We start from the raw sequence: 16,718 nt of genomic DNA, 5'->3' as shown, positions 1-16,718 counted from the left end.
GGCGGCGCTCCTAGCAGAATCCGGGAACGGTATCCCAGGCGCGGCCCGCGTCCGGGGCGTCGTCGCGCTCCACCGTGGCCTCGATCAGACCGTAGGGACGATCCGCGACGTAGAAGACCTCACCGGGGTTGTCGAGTCCGAACGGCTCGAGGTCGACGAGGAAGTGATGGATGTTGGGCATCGAGAACTTGATCTCGCCGATCTCCGGGTGCGCTTCGAGAACCTGCTTACCCATCTGGAACAGGCTCTGCTGCAATGCAAGAGAGTGAGTGGAGGCGAAAGCGTCGAGCATGATGGAGCGGACGTCGTCGAAGGTCTTGTCGAAGTCCAGCTCGGTGGTGAGGTATCGCCAGCGGGCACTGACCGACGTCGCCAGTATCCGGTCCGTGGTCTCCTTCAGTGTGGTGTACCGGTCCTTCGGGTAGCCCCAGAACTCGGAGGCCGTCGAATTGAGCACCACGAGGTCGCTGATTCCGGAGACGATGGAGATGTTCTCGCCGTCGACCGTGACGATCGTGTTCCGCTTCTCGTCGCCGGCCTTGACGAAAGAGTGATCGTATCCGTCCTCACCGTTCGCGATCCGCGACCACTGGTACTGCTCCACCTCCCAGCGGCCACCGGTGATCCAGTCGAAGCTGTCGGTGAAGTGCGCACCGAGACGGAGGGCGAAGTTCTCGATTGCCCCGATGCCGTCCCGCGCGAAGGCGTACACGGTGTTCTTCTGGGTGTCGGTCGCGACGACGTGGGCGTTGTCGCCCTCGGTGTGGACGGCCTCGAGGTCGCCGCGCAGCTGCGAGGTGACGCTGACGTCGGTGATGCGGTGGCGAGGAGTCTCGCGGTCGATGCGGACGAGTCTGCATTCGGCTTTGCCGTACTGGTTTGCTCCGAGCACGATGGACATGGGTTCTAGCTCCCTCGATAGGTGGTGAAAGCGAACGGGCTCAACAGAAGTGGTATGTGGTAGTGCTGGTCGGGTGCGGTGATCTCGAAGGTGACGACGACCTCGGGGTGGAAACATTCGGTGTGCTGGGCCGCGAAGTACGCGCCGGTTGCGAAGGTGAGGCGGTAGATGCCCGGTTCGAGTTCTGTCGGCCCGAGCGCTCCGACCCGGCCCTGCTCGTCGGTGACGGCGTCGGCAACCGGGGTGCCGTGGTGATCGGTGAGCACGATCGAGACACCCTGCGCAGGAACGCCTCTCGCCGCATCGAGCACGTGAGCGGTCACCTGGCTCCTCGGGTCAGACATCGCCGAGACTTCCTGTTGCTCTGATCTCGGCGATCTCCCGCAGTTCGTGTTCGACGACGGTGGCCTCGGTCTCGGGGTCGTTGCCGAGCCTGTTCTGCAGAGCGTCGAGAACCGCGTGGGCATCCCGGCCGGCGGCCCTGATCAGAAATACCTGCCCGAACCGGTTCTCGTAGGCCAGATTTCCCGCTCGTAGTCGCTGTTCGACGCTCGCGTCGGAAATGTCGACGCCGGATTGTTCGGTACTCGCGTGCCGAGCGCTGGCGTCGTCGCCCTCCGGTCGTTCGCCGATGCGGGGATGTACCGCGAGTGCGCGGTGCACTTCGTCGGCGGTCAGCGGCGCGGCGGCATGGGCAATGACTCTGCGTAGGGCCCGGGTGTCGGTGAACGGCCGGGCGCTCAGAACTCCCTCGACCCAGCGAGGCACGTCGAGGCAGAGCGAGAGCGTGCGTGCCGCGTCGGCGTCGGAGGCCGCGTTCAGCTCGACGACGGCTTCGTCTGTGTCGGATTCCGCAATACGAAATGATGATTCCACCAAACGAGCGTGACACCGATCACATCCAGTGTCAAGGGTGGATCTGGACCTATTCGATTCGAGCCGTCGAGCGTTGCTGCACTGCGGCATTCGGCGCTTCACGCGGACGGTCCGGGCGTACGGGTCTTGACAGATCCACGTGGCGCACGCCACACTCGAATCACAAAACGGAATCGTTATTCCGCAATACGGACTTTGTGTCCGGACCGTTCGAGCCCGAGAGGAACGACTTCATGACGGAGCTTTTCTGCAACGGTGGTGCTATGCGCGGCGGCAGCCTGCACCACAACGTCTCGTCCCACCCGTTCGTGGGGACAGTGCGCACCACCCCGAACTACCGCTTCTTCTCGGTACGGGACGAATTCCCGGCGCTGCTGCTCGATCACACCGCAGGCGCGGCCATCGAAGGCGAGCTGTACGACATTCCGCTCGACGACATCCGCAAGTCCTTCCTGCCGGACGAACCGCCGGAGCTCGAACTCACCGTGGTCGCGCTCGAGGACGGGCGCTCGGTCCTGGGCGTCGGCCTCCGGCCCGGGGTGCTCGACGCGCAGCCGGACGAGCTGACCGACATCACCTACGCAGGCAGCTGGCGCAGGTACCGCGGACTGCCGCAACCTCAGAACTGAAAGGCACTGTTCATGAATATCTTTGCTGATTCTCGACTCCGCTACACCGTCAACTGTTCCATTCTCTTCACCGATGTGCCCCTGCTCGATCGCCCGCAGCGTGCCAAAGACGCAGGCTTCGACGCCGTCGAATTCTGGTGGCCGTTCTCGAACCCGGTCCCGTCCGATGCCGACGTCGATGCATTCGTGTCCTCCGTCCGGGATGCGGGCGTACAGCTCACCGGCCTGAACTTCGCCGCGGGAGATATGCCCGCCGGTGACCGCGGAATTCTCTCCGATCCGTCGCAGGCGCAGGCGTTTCGCGACAACATCGACGTGACCATCGGAATCGGTGAGCAGCTGGGCACCCGGGCCTTCAATGCCCTGTACGGCAACCGTATCGATGGCGTCGACCCGCTGGATCAGGACGAGGTCGCGATCGAGAACCTGGCCGCCGCAGGCAGAGCTGCAGCGAAGATCGGCGGCGTCGTGCTGGTGGAACCCGTCAGCGGTGCACCCGCCTACCCGTTGAAGTCCGCCGCCGGTGCCGTCGCCACCATCAGGCGCGTCGCCCGTGAGCAGGATGTACACAACCTGCGCCTGCTCGCCGACCTCTACCACCTCGCCGTCAACGGGGACGCCGTCGCTGCTGCACTCGAAGCACACCACGACCTGATCGGGCACGTGCAGATCGCCGACTCCCCGGGCCGCGGTGAACCGGGTACCGGCAGCCTCGACCTCGGCGGACAGCTCGCCGCACTCGTCGAACGCGGCTACGACGGCTACGTCGGACTCGAGTACAAGCCCACCCAGCCGGATCCGTTCGCGTGGCTCGAACTGGCCACCACTACCAAGTAGGGATTGATATGAGCACCATTGCATTCATCGGCCTCGGGATCATGGGCAGTCCCATGTCCGTTCATCTCGCCAAGGCGGGCCACCAGGTGGTCGGCTACAACCTGACCCCCGATCGCACGGGTCCTCTGGTCGAGGCAGGTGGCACCGCTGCCGATTCGATCGCCAAGGCCGTCCACGACGCCGACATCGTCGCGATCATGGTCCCCGACTCCCCCGATGTGCAGGACGTTCTCGCCGGTGAGGGCGGTGTGTTCGACAATGCCCGACGCGACGCGCTGATCATCGACTTCTCCAGCATCCGTCCCGACGTCACCGCCACCTTGGCCGCCGACGCGACTGCGCGCGGCTTCCGGATCCTCGATGCCCCGGTCTCCGGTGGCCAGGCCGGTGCCGAGAACGCGACGCTGTCGATCATGGTCGGCGGCAGTGCGGACGACTTCGCCACGGCCAAGCCGATTCTCGACGTCGTCGGCAAAACCGTCGTCCATGTGGGTCCAAGCGGATCCGGCCAGACCGTCAAGGCGGCCAACCAGTTGATCGTGGCCGGCAACATTCAGGTGCTCGCCGAGGCGATCGCATTCCTCGAGGCCTACGGCGTCGATCTGGCTGCGTCGGTTGAGGTGCTCGGCGGTGGCCTCGCCGGTTCGGCGGTGCTGAACCAGAAGGCCCAGAAGATGCTCGACCGGTCGTTCGAGCCCGGGTTCCGCATCGACCTGCACCACAAGGATCTCGGCATCGTGACCTCGGCAGCACGCGAGGCGGGGGTCGTGATTCCGATGGGCGCAGTGTTGGCGCAGCTGATGGCCTCGGCCCGCGCCAACGGTGATGGCGGCCTGGATCATTCGGCGCTGTACCGCGGCGTCGCTCGGCTTTCCGGTAAGGACAACTGACATGGCCAGGATGCGCGCGGCCGATGCCGCAGTGAAGATCCTCGAACTCGAAGGTGCGACAACCGCATTCGGTCTCCCCGGTGCAGCCATCAATCCCTTCTATGCGGCGATGCGCGATCACGGTGGGATCCGCCACGTGCTGGCCCGCCACGTCGAGGGTGCCTCACACATGGCGGAGGGGTTCACCCGGGCGGCACCGGGCAACATCGGAATCTGCATCGGTACCTCCGGCCCGGCCGGAACCGACATGATCACCGGGCTGTATTCGGCCATGGCGGACTCGATTCCGATCCTCGCCATCACCGGCCAGGCCCCGGTCGCGCGGCTGCACAAGGAGGACTTCCAGGCCGTCGACATCGCGTCGATCGCCGCACCGGTGACCAAGATGGCGATGACCGTGCTCGAACCGGCGCAGGTTCCCGGTGCGTTCGCGCAGGCATTCCACCTGATGCGTTCCGGTCGTCCGGGACCGGTGTTGATCGACCTCCCCATCGACGTGCAGCTCGCCGAGATCGACTTCGATCCCGAGACGTACCAGTCGTTGCCCGTGCACAAGCCCGTCGCCTCACGTGCTCAGGCCGAGAAGGCCATCGACATGCTCCTGGCTGCCGAGCGCCCGTTGATCGTGGCCGGCGGTGGCATCATCAACGCCGATGCCTCGGACCTGCTCGTGCAGCTCGCCGAGATTCTCGACGTACCGGTGATCCCGACACTGATGGGCTGGGGCACCATCCCCGACGATCACCGACTCGCGGCAGGCATGGTCGGTTTGCAGACCGCGCACCGGTACGGGAACGCGACCATGTTGGCCTCGGACTTCGTGCTCGGCATCGGAAACCGTTGGGCGAACAGGCATACCGGCGGGCTGGAGACCTACCGCAAGGGCCGGAAGTTCGTCCACGTGGACATCGAGCCGACCCAGATCGGACGCGTCTTCGCACCCGACTACGGCATCATCTCCGACGCCAAGGCCGCCCTCGAGCAGTTCGTGGCCGTCGCCGAGGAGCGCCGGGCGGCAGGCACACTGCGTGATCTCTCGGGCTGGGTCGAGGACTGCGCGACCCGTAAGCGCACGATGCACCGCCGCACTCACTTCGACAACGTGCCGATCAAGCCGCAGCGCGTGTACGAGGAGATGAACAAGGTCTTCGACCGGGACACTCGGTACATCAGCACGATCGGGCTCTCGCAGATCGCGGGCGGTCAGTTCCTGCACGTCTACTCCCCTCGCAACTGGATCAACTGCGGGCAGGCCGGCCCACTCGGCTGGACCATTCCCGCCGCGCTCGGGGCGGTCGCGGCCGATCCCAAGGCGAATGTCGTTGCACTGTCCGGCGATTACGACTTCCAGTTCATGATCGAAGAGCTGGCCGTCGGTGCGCAGTTCAATCTGCCGTACGTACACGTGGTGGTGAACAACTCGTACCTCGGGCTGATCCGGCAGGCGCAGCGTGCTTTCGACATGGACTTCTGCGTGCAACTGGGCTTCGACAACATCAACCACCAGGACGCCGTGGACACTGAGCCCGGCATCCCCAAGGGCTACGGCGTCGACCACGTGCAGGTGGCAGAAGGGCTGGGCTGCAAAGCGCTTCGGGTCACCGAGCCCGACCTGATCGGCGAGACGCTGGTGCGGGCTCGAACTCTGGCCAACGAGCACAAGGTTCCTGTCGTCGTGGAGATCATCCTCGAGCGGGTCACCAACATCTCGATGGGCACCGAGATCGACAACGTCGGTGAATTCGAGGAGCTGGCCAACACCTCGGCGGACGCACCCACCGCGTTGCTTCTGCTGGACTAGAGATGACGCGAATTCTGCTCGCTCCGGACAAGTTCAAGGGCTCGCTGTCGGCGGCGGATGTCGCCCGGGCACTGGCATCGGGAATGCTCTCGGTCGATTCGTCGCTCGAGACGGTGTGCCTGCCCGTCGCCGATGGCGGTGACGGCACCGTCGATGCTGCCGTCACCGCCGGGTGGGACCGAATGGCAGTGACCTGCTCGGGGCCGACCGGCGAAAAGGTGAACACGTCCTACGCTCGCCGGGGCGATACCGCCGTCGTCGAACTGGCATCGGCCGTCGGGCTCGAGCTTCTGCCCGACGGACAGCCGGATGCGCTGGGAGCCAGCACGTTCGGCCTAGGTACCGTCATCGCGGACGCTCTGGAGGCGGGTGCCGAACGTATCGTCGTCGGACTCGGGGGTAGTGCCTCCACCGACGGCGGGGCCGGCATGCTGTCGGCACTGGGTGCACGGATCGTCGATGCCGACGGCAACGACGTCGCGCTCGGTGGCGGTGCGTTGCGCGGCGCGGTGCACCTGGATCTGTCCGGGCTGTTGCCGTCGGCTCGGAACGCGGTGTTCGAGTTGGCGTGCGATGTCGACAATCCGTTGCTCGGCCGGACCGGAGCCGCAGCGGTATACGGCCCGCAGAAGGGTGCAGGGCCGCAGGAGCTGCTGTACCTCGAACACGGGATGCGGCAGTGGGCGCATTTGGTGCGCAACGCAACCGGCCGTGACCTCAGCGGCCTTGCCGGCACCGGGGCGGCCGGCGGAACGGCGTTCGGGGCCATCGCCGTACTCGGTGCTGCCGCCAAGCCGGGTATCGAGACCGTGCTCGAACTGATCGACTTCGGTAGCGCTCTGGCATCGGCCGATCTGGTTGTCACCGGTGAGGGCTCCCTCGACGAGCAGAGCTTGCACGGCAAGGCACCGATCGGTGTCGCGCACGCTGCACGTGCAGCCGGTGTTCCGGTGATCACCGTGGCCGGGCGGAGCGTCGTCGGCTTGGATCGACTGCGCCCCTACGGAATCACTGCCTCCTATGCACTCACCGACCTGGAGCCCGACCCTCGGATCTCGATGCGTGATGCGGCCAGGTTGTTGCACGAGGTCGGCCGAACCTTGGCCACCACACACATTTTGGAAGGGACTTCATGACCGGAACCGATTTCACCACGCTGACCGATCTGGCTTCTCGGGCGCTCGGCGGCAGCGTCTCCGCGGCGAACGACGAGTTGTTCGCCCAGCGCGAGAACCTGATCAAGCCCGATGCTCCGCTGTTCGATCCCGAGGACTTCGGCCACAAGGGAAAGGTGTACGACGGGTGGGAGACTCGTCGCCGCCGTGACGAAGGCGGTCACGACTGGGCGATCGTGCGACTGGGGGCACCGGGCATCGTGCACGGCGTCGTCGTGGACACCGCTCACTTCACCGGCAACTACCCGCCGTTCGTGTCCGTCGAGGCGACGTCGATAGAGGGCTACCCGTCCATCGAGGATGTGCAGAATGCGGAGTGGCACAGCATCGTCGACAAGTCCCCGGCGGCCGGTGACACCGCGAACAAGTACGAGGTGGCCGATCGGCACCGGTGGACGCATGTGCGTCTGTCGATCTATCCCGACGGTGGCGTTGCCCGGTTCCGTGTGCACGGTCAGGTGGTGCAGGATCCGCGGTTCCTCGCAGGTACGGTCGACCTGCTGGCCGCGGAGAACGGCGCTCGGCTCACCGATTGCTCCGACGCGTTCTACTCCTCGCCCGCCAACATCATCCTGCCCGGGCGGGCCCGCAACATGGGCGAAGGCTGGGAGAACTCTCGACGACGGAACGGCGGCAACGACTTCGCAGTATTCGCTCTCGCGTCGCCCGGTGCCCCACGACACGTGGAGGTCGATACCAGCTACTACGTGGGTAACGCACCGGGGTGGATTCGACTCAGTGCCATCGATTCTCGTCGCCGACACATCACGGATCCTACGGCGTGGACCGAGATTCTGCCCCGCACCGCCGTCCAGCCGGACACCCGCCACCGGTTCCTGCTGAACGAGGCCGACGCGTACACGCACCTGCGGCTGGACGTGTACCCCGACGGCGGACTGTCCCGATTGCGGCTGTTCGGTGAACTCGACGCCGAAGCCCTCGATGCGGCCGACATCGCGTGGAAGTCCTCGGAGCTCCAGAGCGTTTCCAGTGCAGTCTGATCTAGTTGTTCGTGCTTCGCGGGCGGTGATCGGCGGACTGGAGGTTGCGGCCTCGATCTCCGTCCTCGACGGCCGCATTATTGCGATCGACTCTCTGGACGCGCATGTGTCTGGGGCCGTGATGGTCGAGCTCGGGCCGGATGAGGTGCTGCTGCCGGGTTTGGTGGATACCCATGTGCACGTCAACGAGCCGGGACGCACCGAGTGGGAGGGGTTCGCCAGCGCGACCCGCGCTGCGGCCGCGGGCGGCATCACGACCATCGTCGACATGCCACTCAACAGCATTCCCCCGACGGTCGATGTCGCGGCGTTGGAGATCAAGCGGCGGGTGGCTGCGGATCAGTCGGTCGTCAATGTCGGGTTCTGGGGCGGGGCGGTGCCAGGAAACGTCGATCAGTTGCGGCCGTTGCACGATGCGGGTGTCTTCGGCTTCAAGTGCTTCCTGCTCGCGTCGGGCGTGGACGAGTTTCCGCCATTGACCCTGCCGGAACTGGAGAAGGCTCTTGTCGAGATCGCGTCGTTCGACGGGTTGATGATCGTGCACGCCGAGAACGCCGAGGTGATCGCCGAGGCACCGGCGGCGACAGGCCGTGAGTACTCGGGCTTCTTGGAATCGCGTCCGCGTGCGGCCGAGAACCGTGCCATCGAGCAGGCGATCGAGTTGTCTCGACAGACGGGGTGTCGGGTGCACATTCTGCATCTGTCGAGTGCTGATGCGTTGCCCATGATTGCAGCGGCGAAGCGAGACGGGGTGCGGGTGACGGTCGAGACCTGCCCGCATTACCTGTGTTTCGATGCGGAAGCAGTGCCGGCGGGGGCGACGCAGTTCAAATGTTGTCCGCCGATCCGCGAGGCCGGTAACCGAGAGTTGTTGTGGCAGGGACTGCTCGACGGCACGATCGACACCATCGTCACCGACCACTCCCCCTGTACACCGGATCTCAAGCGGTTCGACACCGGAGATTTCGGCGACGCCTGGGGTGGCATCGCGTCGTTGCAAGTGTCACTGGCTGCGGTGTGGACGGAGGCGCGTGCCCGTGGGTTCGCACTGACCGACATCGTGCGGTGGATGGCCATCAATACTGCCGACCAAGTAGGTATGGCAGACCGAGGCCGTATCGAGATCGGCTGCGCGGCAGACTTGGTGGCGTTTGCACCCGACGAGAGGTTCACCGTGGACGTGACGCAGCTGTACCACCGTAACCCGGTGACGGCGTACGACCGGCTGGGCTTGTCGGGTGTGGTGCGACGGTCGTGGATCGCGGGGTCGGAATCCTCGACCGGACGTCTGCTGTCGCGCTGACCACTTCCCTCGACAGCTTCTAGAAGGGCGGATCATCGTTGTCTTCGGCTGTCGATTCTGTTTCGGGCTCCTGGTTGTCGGGTGGGTGGGGGTAGGCGATGATGCCGGATCGTTTCGGTTTGGTGGGGATGTGTGGTCTGAGGTCGTTGGCGGCGATGGGTACTGCCGTGCCGTTGGCGGGCAGGGTGATGCGTGCGGTGTTCGAGGTCGATGTCCAGAGGATGGCTCCGCCGGGGAGCATGACGGCTTTCCAGTAGCCGGCGGTTTTGACGGAGTGGTGGTATTCGCAGAGGCATTGGAGGTTGTTGACTGTGGTCCAGCCGCCGCCGAGGGGGTTGGTGTGGTCGAAGGGGATCACGTGGTCGAGTTGGCAGCGTGCGGCGGGGCGGTGGCAGCCGGGGAAGCGGCAGTGTTTGTCGCGGTGGCGGACGGCTGCGGTGGTGAGGGCGTCGGGTCGGTAGATCAGGGCGCGGTCGGTGAGTGGGTCGCGGGCGACGGATTTTCCGAGGGTGGGGTCGGCGGCGATGGCGGCTTCGAGTGCGGCGGCGAGTGAGGCGGTGCCGATGTAGAGGCCATTGGCTGTACAGCCGGTGCGGTTGTCGGGCCGGATTGTCGAGCGTAGGTCCAGTGCCCTCATGTTGCGGGCGGGATGCCTGATGGCGTCCAGGTCGAGGGCAGAGCTGTGCCGTGTGCCTTTGCCGACGGGAGTGTGGGTGCAGAACAACGCGGCGGCGGAGGTCAACGATTGCAGGCGGCGCGGAGGTCGATCCTCGGTTTCGGCACCCGCACCGGGGTGTGTACTCGATGCCGGACTACCGATCGATGTCGGCTCGGATCCACTGATAGTTTCCTCGTCACTGCCGATGTCGTGGTTGCTGGGGGTATCGGATGGTGCAGTGGGAGTATGGGTTTCGCTCGAATCTTGCGCTGGATCAGCGGTCGGCGTCTGTTGGGCATCTTTCGACGAAGTCGGTGCGGGTGCTGGTGACGCAACTGGCTCTGGGCCGTTCGCCTGCGGCGGCTCCGGTAGCGGCTTGGTGATAGCCGCCGAAGCGGTTGTTGCTGCGTGCTTGGGGGCTGGGTCTGAGCCTGGGGTGGTAGCTGCTGCCGGGTCGGTCGCGGGCCCGGTGGTAGGCGCGGGATTGTCGACCTGATCGACGTTATCTTCTGCCGGCGAGCTCTGTTCGGGTGCAGGAGAACTGGGCCCGGTTGGTTCCGACGCCGAAGCTGTCTCCGCACTCGAATCAGCCGTCGATGCATTCTGTGCACCTGCACCTGCACCTGCACCTGCACCTGCGTTCGCGTCCGTGGGTGTCTCAGCAGTCGTGTCGGTGCTCGCAGAGGCATCCGCATCCGAATCCGGTACCGCCCCTGCCGCCGTGCCCGGAACGGTGCCCGCTGACGTGTCGGTGTCCGTACCCGCTGCCGTTGCCGTGTCGTTTTCTGTTGCAGGCTCGGTCTTTTCACTGTTGGGGATTCGTTCCCATTCCCCGGTTTCCGGGTTCTGCACGGCCAGTCCGAGTTTCTCGGCGAGGGTCACTGCTTCGGTGAGCAGGACCTGCCACTGACTGTTGCGTGCCAATTCCCGCGCGAGGTCCGGGTCGATGGAACCATGACCGGCCAGATACGCAGGGTTGGCGAGGAGGCCGATGAGGGTGGCGATGTCGACGGTGATCATCGTCAACGGCACCCGCCGATCCGGCAACACCGCATCCTTCTTCGAGCAATCCTCCCGTTGGCACAGGCACGCGAGTCGGGGTTCGCCGTGCATGCGGGCCATGAACGCATCGCACAAGCGTTCCTTCTTCCCGCGCGGATCCTTCGGGCAGAGGGTGTCGGCCATTTCTTCGAGGAGTTGCCATGCGGCGGCGGCTTCGGGTGCGGTCAACTCCGCCCGGATGCGGGCGAGTTCCCCGGCAGGACTGTAGGTGACGGTGCGGAACTTCTTCGCGAACTCCCGCAATGCGGCTGCTTCCTCGGGTGCGACGCGCACCAGGATGTCCCAGATCTCCTTCTCGAGCGGACCCGGGGACGACCTGAGCGCCGCCTCCACCACTTCTTTCTCGACCAACGTGACGATGGCATCGGAGAGGTTGTCGAGGATCCGGCATACGGTCCGTACCCGTGGGAGGTCGACCTCACCGGTCTCGAACGCGACCTTGAGCAGTGGCAGTCGGGTGTGCAGAGCGACTGCGACGGAGACGTACGCTTCGGCGACCGTCGCCGAGCATCCCAACGCGACTGCCATTTCGGTGCGGCCGTATCGGCTGTAGTGCTTGTGCTTGGTGTCGAGGGTGATCCAGCTCCGATGGACGTCGTAGCAGGCGGAGATCTTGCGGGCCGCCTGCCGATTCTCCTCACGCGCGGCCGCGGTCAACGCCTCCAGTGACACAGCTGGCAGTGCACCCATCTTTCACCCCCCGGTGACCCGAAACAAGAACGCCTGTTCGAACTTAAAGAAGACTAACCCGGGCCACCGACAAGAACGGTCGCGCGCAGATCGGCGGCTGCTGACCAGACAAATTCACTCCTCACCGAACCGTCTGGTTGACCATGAGGCACTGCGCCGGGATTGGCGAAGCGAGTAGAAGCTTCACGGCGTCGCTGATCGTGATCTGTCGCGCAACGATATCGACGCGGCAACCAAGGCAATGGAGCAGATGCCCGCGATGAGAACGAAAGCACCCACAAGGCCGATGCGTTCGGCGAGGAAGCCCACGAGCGGGGGTCCGCCGAGATACGCGCCGTATCCGATCGCGCTCACGCGCGCGGTGGATACTGCCGCACCAACGCGACTTCGGCGGCTTGCTTCGGTGATGAGTAACGGGAACAACGGCCCGAGGGCGATGCCGGCGCATCCCATCACCGCAACGGCACCCCATGGTTCTGGCTGCAGCAACAGTCCCAGAAGTACGGCCGCTGACACCACCGCTGCCGCGCATCGGAGAGTGACGGCAGCACCGAGCCGATCGACGATCAGATCGCCGAAGGAACGCGAGAAGAACATGGCGGTGCTGAACACCACCACTGCAGCGGCTCCGACGGCGGTACCGCCGCCGAAATCCCGCGAGACCAACAGGGCAGACCAATCGGTGATCATGCCTTCGATCAGCAGCGCGGCAACGGCCATCACTCCGATCGTTGCAGGGATCGCCAGCACACGGCCAAATCGACTGTGGCTGGAAACTATTGGACTGTCACGCGTCACAGCGTCGTGGTCGATGGGCGCACGATGTCTCGCCGACGTTGGCAGAAAACATGACGCGGCAAAAGCCAGGACCAATAGACAGGCGCTGACCGCCACGAAGTGTTCGAGCACGGTGACCTCGAGTATCGAGGCCAGAGCGCCCGACGCTGCACCCGCGAGGACTCCCAAGCTCTAGCCGCCGTGCAGGCGCGAGAGAATGCTCGCTCCGATGCGGTCCTGATAGTCGATCGCAGCCGTATTCATCGCAACGTCCAAGCACCCGCTGACGGCCCCCAGCACAGCCAACGCACCGCCGAGTGCCCATACGTTGGGTGCACACGCGATCAACGGCAGCGCACCGCTGAAGGCGATGGACGTAATGGTGCACACCGACCGTGCCGACACGGTCCGAAGCAGGCGCGCGGTACCTAACAACGCCGGAACGGAACCAACGGCGACGCCGAGCAATGCATAGCCGACCTGGCCATCGGAGAGGTGAAGTTCGGACGTGACCTGTGGAATTCGCGGTGCCCAGCTTGCCAGAACAGCACCGTTCACGAAGAACACGACCCACAGCGCCGCCGACGAGCGGCGGATACCAGAGAAAAACCACACGGCGGCCTCGCGGTCGCCCTGTCGGAATCAGGTGCCTACACCCCGGACGAGCAGGAGTGCTACGGCGTCGTTCATCGACACCCGAAGCAAACCACGGCATGCGAAAGACGTCAACAGCCGCCAGTTGTCCACATGTGGTGGGTATTTGGGTGAGGCCAATCGCTTGTAGACCTATGCGTACCTGGCGTGCTCCAGCCGGGTCGGCGTCGTGGTGAATCGGACCCGCAGTTCGTGTCAGTGACAGAGCACTACCCGCGTCGAAGCGATACGAACTCCGCCGCGATTGCGAGGGCAGCGCTCGCAGGCTGTACAGACCACGTAGTGGTACGTTCCCTGCGAACGCGTCTGCGGAAGCGGCGGAACTCATCGTCTCTCTGTCGGGCGTCGGTGGCATCATCGCGGCATGCCTCTAGTTGGGAGGTCTTGACAGTGGACGATCGGACGATTCCGTCTGGATCTGATCAAACGCCACGAGAGTCGCCATTCTTGTTGGCCCTCGGCATGGCTGTGATCATGACGTGGGCGTCGGCGGTGACAGCAACGCTGATCTACGCGCTCCTTGGTGAAACCGGATACCCGCTGTCGGTACTACTGCTGCTGATACCGCTGATTCCGTTCTACGCGTGGGTAATACGTAAGGAGAAGACACTGCAAGCCGGACCCGACTGGGATCGGCAGAAAGACAGATTTTTGGCTGTAGTCATCTTCCCGGTTGTGGCTGTGGCCGTCGTGCTGGCGGTACTCGCACCGGTTCCGGTCCTGACGGACGTACTTCCTCTCGGAGGGGCGTTCGGTGTGACCGTTGCCTCGGCGGTCGTGATCGTCATCGCCATCATCGCGCGTGGTCAGTGGCGTTCACGCCGCGAGCAGTAGCTCGCAGATGGGACCGATGTTACTGACCGCGCGATCCACGGGGCCGATATCAGGCGTACTTGGCATCCGCCGCCGCCCCGTCGCGGTGGATCGGGCCCGCCGTACGTGTCAGTGGCAGTGCACTACCTCCACGACGAGCGGCAACGAATTCGGCCGCGATGGCCAGGGCCGTCTCCTCGGGCGTTCGGGCACCCAGGTCCAGTCCGATCGGCGATCTCAAGCGCGCCAGCTCTTGCTCCGTCAGCCCCACTGCGCGTAGCCGGGCCGCGCGATCGTCATGAGTCCTGCGTGATCCCATAGCCCCGACGAATGCCACCGGCAGGCGTAGAGCCACTTCGAGCAGCGGCACATCGAACTTGGCGTCGTGCGTCAGAACGCAGATCACCGTCCGGGCATCGACTGCCGTCCGCGCCAGATAGCTGTGCGGCCATTCGGTGACCACCTCGTCGGCATCGGGAAACCGTGCAGCAGTGGCGAATACGGGACGGGCGTCGCACACGGTCACGTGGTAGCCGAGGAACTTGCCCACGCGGGCGAGTGCCCCGGCGTAGTCGATGGCTCCGAAGATCAGTAGCCGTGGCGCGGTGGCGTACGACTGGACGAACACGTCCAGGTCCGGCCTGCACCGCACCGACCGGATGCCGGTACCGCCGGAGTCCAGCATCGCCAGCGCTTCACCGACGACCACGGCGTCGACGTCGCAGAAGCCGGTGCTGCCGATCGTTGCCGTGGCGGACACGGCGAGCGATTCCCCGGACCCGGAGAGCAACGTCACCGTGGCCACCGCCGTGTCCGACGCGATAGCCGCGAGCACGGCCCGCGGCGGTCCGAGGCGGACGAACACCTCGATCACACCCCCGCAGGTCAGGCCGACCGCGAAGGAATCGACGTCGCTGTAACCGAACGACTCTCGGACGGACTCACCGGTATCGAGGACCTGACGGCACAGTTCGTACACTGCTCCTTCGACGCAGCCGCCGGAGACGCTGCCCACTGCTTCACCGTCGGCGCAGACCGCCATCGCGGCACCCGGAAGCCGTGGAGCACTTCCGGATACCGCGATCACGGTCGCTACCGCGTAGGGAACACCTGCGTGGTCCCATGCCGACAGTCGATCGACGATCTCTTTCACTTTAGGAGATTCCCAACGCTTCTTCGATGGGGTGCAGGGCGAAGTAGACAAGGAAGATGCCCGACATCAGGTACAGCAGCCAATGCGTCTGGCGTGCTTTGCCTTTGGCGAGCCGGACGACGGTGTACGAGATGACGCCTGCCGCGACTCCGACGGTGATCGAGTACGTGAACGGCATCAGCACGATCGTCAGGAAGGCCGGGATCGCGATTTCGGTGTTCTCCCAGTCGATCTTGCGAACGTGCGTCATCATCAGCGCACCGACCAGGACCAGCGCCGGCGCCGCTGCACCGACGGGGACCACTCCGGCCAACGGAGTGAAGAAGATCAGGCTGGTCAACAATCCGCCGGTGACGACGCTGGCGAGACCCGTTCGCGCACCCTCGGTGACGCCGGCCGCGGACTCGACGACGGCGGTGTTGGCGGAACCGTTGATCGCGCCACCGACGATGGCACCGATGCCGTCGACGGTGAGGATGCGGCTCAGGCCGGGCATCCTGCCTTGCTTGTCGACAAGTCCGGCTTCCTCACCGACTCCGAGGATGGTGCCCATGGCGTCGAAGAAGCCCGAGAGAACGAGAGTGAACAGGACGACCGACGCGGTGACGATTCCGGCCCGAGCGAACCCGCCGAACAGGTCGACGTTGAACAGTAGATCGAATTGTGGTGTGGCGACGATGGAATCGGGCACCTTCGGTACCACGGGACCCCAGGCCTCGGGTTCGATGTCGAACACCGAGTTCAAGATGATCGCGAGATTGGTCGCCACGAAGATGCCGATCAGCATCGCGCCCGGCACTCTCCGAACGAACAGCATGATCATCAGGATCAGGCCGACGCAGAAGACGAACACGGGCCAGCCGGCGAGCTTGCCGAACGTGCCGAGGGTTACCGCGGTGGATGCTGCGTCGTGGTGCCCGACGAACCCGGCGTCGACCAGGCCGATGAGCGCGATGAATGCACCGATCCCGACGCCGATCGCCTGCTTGAGTACCAGAGGTATGGCATCCATGATGAGTTGCCTAATGCCGGTGAGAGCGAAGATGACGATGACGACGCCCTCGAGAACCACCAGGCCCATCGCCTGCGGCCAGGTCATGTACGGGGCCGCCTGGAACACCACGATCGGCGTCACGCCGAGGCCGGCCGCCATGGCGAGGGGCGCGTTTCCGACGACCCCCATCAGGATGGTCGTCAGACCGGCGGACAGTGCCACCATGGTCGACAGCTGAGCTGGATCGAGCGTGGCGCCGGTGACATCGCGGGCATCACCGATGATCAGAGGGATGAGAACGATCAGGTAGGCCATGGCCACGAATGTGGTGACGCCACCGCGGATTTCGCGTGAGAGCGTCGAACCGCGGCCGGTGATGTCGAAGAACTTGTCGATCTGGGATCGACCTCGTCCACTTTGGCGAGTGCTGGATGTGCGTACGTCGGTCATGATCGGCCCTCCCAGGGCGTGATCAACCTCGTCGAGCGTGGGGCCGGGCCGACG

General features: G+C 65.0%; 16 protein-coding genes. 8 read left to right on the top strand and 8 right to left on the bottom strand.

What is annotated here, in order from left to right; all coding sequences use genetic code 11:
* Positions 1 to 10 precede the first annotated feature (10 nt).
* Genes pucL through uraD form a run of 3 tightly spaced genes read right to left on the bottom strand, consistent with a single transcriptional unit; the run spans position 11 to position 1,777 of the window.
* Positions 11 to 901 carry a factor-independent urate hydroxylase gene (gene pucL / locus AYK61_RS15875; protein WP_121871500.1) on the bottom strand — a complete coding sequence of 297 codons (891 nt, stop codon included), beginning with the start codon at positions 899 to 901 and terminating at the stop codon, positions 11 to 13.
* A 5-nt stretch (positions 902 to 906) separates the two neighbouring features.
* Positions 907 to 1,245 (bottom strand): hydroxyisourate hydrolase, encoded by a 339-nt coding sequence (uraH, locus tag AYK61_RS15870; protein ID WP_121871499.1) that lies wholly within the window; start codon positions 1,243 to 1,245, stop codon positions 907 to 909.
* Positions 1,238 to 1,777 carry a 2-oxo-4-hydroxy-4-carboxy-5-ureidoimidazoline decarboxylase gene (uraD, locus tag AYK61_RS15865; RefSeq protein WP_259468086.1) on the bottom strand — a complete coding sequence of 180 codons (540 nt, stop codon included), beginning with the start codon at positions 1,775 to 1,777 and terminating at the stop codon, positions 1,238 to 1,240. Before uraD ends, uraH begins: the two co-directional genes overlap by 8 nt.
* Before the next feature lie 233 nt (positions 1,778 to 2,010).
* On the opposite strand from uraD, the gene AYK61_RS15860 reads away from it, so the two are divergent.
* Genes AYK61_RS15860 through allB form a run of 7 tightly spaced genes read left to right on the top strand, consistent with a single transcriptional unit; the run spans position 2,011 to position 9,413 of the window.
* On the top strand, positions 2,011 to 2,406 hold the full coding sequence (locus AYK61_RS15860; protein WP_121872794.1) for a gamma-glutamylcyclotransferase: 396 nt from the start codon (positions 2,011 to 2,013) through the stop codon (positions 2,404 to 2,406).
* Positions 2,407 to 2,418: 12 nt separating this feature from the next.
* The gene (locus AYK61_RS15855) at positions 2,419 to 3,243 is read left to right on the top strand and encodes a hydroxypyruvate isomerase family protein (RefSeq protein WP_121871498.1); all 825 of its coding nucleotides are present in this window, start codon (positions 2,419 to 2,421) and stop codon (positions 3,241 to 3,243) included.
* Positions 3,244 to 3,251: 8 nt separating this feature from the next.
* Complete coding sequence (locus AYK61_RS15850; RefSeq protein ID WP_121871497.1) at positions 3,252 to 4,133, top strand: 2-hydroxy-3-oxopropionate reductase; 882 nt, start codon at positions 3,252 to 3,254, stop codon at positions 4,131 to 4,133.
* Between the two features lies 1 nt (position 4,134).
* Complete coding sequence (gene gcl / locus AYK61_RS15845) at positions 4,135 to 5,934, top strand: glyoxylate carboligase (RefSeq protein WP_121871496.1); 1,800 nt, start codon at positions 4,135 to 4,137, stop codon at positions 5,932 to 5,934.
* A gap of 2 nt (positions 5,935 to 5,936) precedes the next feature.
* On the top strand, positions 5,937 to 7,070 hold the full coding sequence (locus AYK61_RS15840; RefSeq protein ID WP_121871495.1) for a glycerate kinase: 1,134 nt from the start codon (positions 5,937 to 5,939) through the stop codon (positions 7,068 to 7,070).
* Entirely contained in the window at positions 7,067 to 8,110 is a 1,044-nt protein-coding gene (gene alc / locus AYK61_RS15835) for an allantoicase (protein WP_121871494.1), read from the top strand. The genes AYK61_RS15840 and alc overlap by 4 nt, the downstream gene beginning before the upstream one ends.
* Entirely contained in the window at positions 8,052 to 9,413 is a 1,362-nt protein-coding gene (gene allB / locus AYK61_RS15830; protein WP_121871493.1) for an allantoinase AllB, read from the top strand. The genes alc and allB overlap by 59 nt, the downstream gene beginning before the upstream one ends.
* Before the next feature lie 19 nt (positions 9,414 to 9,432).
* Here allB and AYK61_RS15825 read toward each other — a convergent pair whose 3' ends face one another.
* The 3 genes from AYK61_RS15825 to AYK61_RS15815 form a co-directional block, all read right to left on the bottom strand.
* Complete coding sequence (locus tag AYK61_RS15825; protein ID WP_121871492.1) at positions 9,433 to 11,823, bottom strand: HNH endonuclease; 2,391 nt, start codon at positions 11,821 to 11,823, stop codon at positions 9,433 to 9,435.
* A gap of 183 nt (positions 11,824 to 12,006) precedes the next feature.
* Positions 12,007 to 12,543, bottom strand: coding sequence for an MFS transporter (locus AYK61_RS15820; protein ID WP_220709123.1), 537 nt, complete (start codon positions 12,541 to 12,543; stop codon positions 12,007 to 12,009).
* Between the two features lie 249 nt (positions 12,544 to 12,792).
* Positions 12,793 to 13,215 carry a hypothetical protein gene (locus AYK61_RS15815; protein ID WP_121871490.1) on the bottom strand — a complete coding sequence of 141 codons (423 nt, stop codon included), beginning with the start codon at positions 13,213 to 13,215 and terminating at the stop codon, positions 12,793 to 12,795.
* A gap of 501 nt (positions 13,216 to 13,716) precedes the next feature.
* Here AYK61_RS15815 and AYK61_RS15810 point away from each other — a divergent pair.
* On the top strand, positions 13,717 to 14,088 hold the full coding sequence (locus AYK61_RS15810) for a hypothetical protein (protein WP_121871489.1): 372 nt from the start codon (positions 13,717 to 13,719) through the stop codon (positions 14,086 to 14,088).
* Positions 14,089 to 14,137: 49 nt separating this feature from the next.
* Here the strand turns inward: AYK61_RS15810 and AYK61_RS15805 are convergent, their stop codons facing one another.
* Positions 14,138 to 15,220 (bottom strand): XdhC family protein, encoded by a 1,083-nt coding sequence (locus AYK61_RS15805; protein WP_220709122.1) that lies wholly within the window; start codon positions 15,218 to 15,220, stop codon positions 14,138 to 14,140.
* Between the two features lies 1 nt (position 15,221).
* Positions 15,222 to 16,664, bottom strand: coding sequence for an NCS2 family permease (locus AYK61_RS15800; RefSeq protein WP_121871488.1), 1,443 nt, complete (start codon positions 16,662 to 16,664; stop codon positions 15,222 to 15,224).
* Positions 16,665 to 16,718: the final 54 nt, after the last annotated feature.

The sequence above is a fragment of the Rhodococcus sp. SBT000017 genome (assembly GCF_003688915.1).
Lineage (GTDB): Bacteria > Actinomycetota > Actinomycetes > Mycobacteriales > Mycobacteriaceae > Rhodococcoides.
This window is presented reverse-complemented; position numbering and strand designations above follow the sequence as displayed.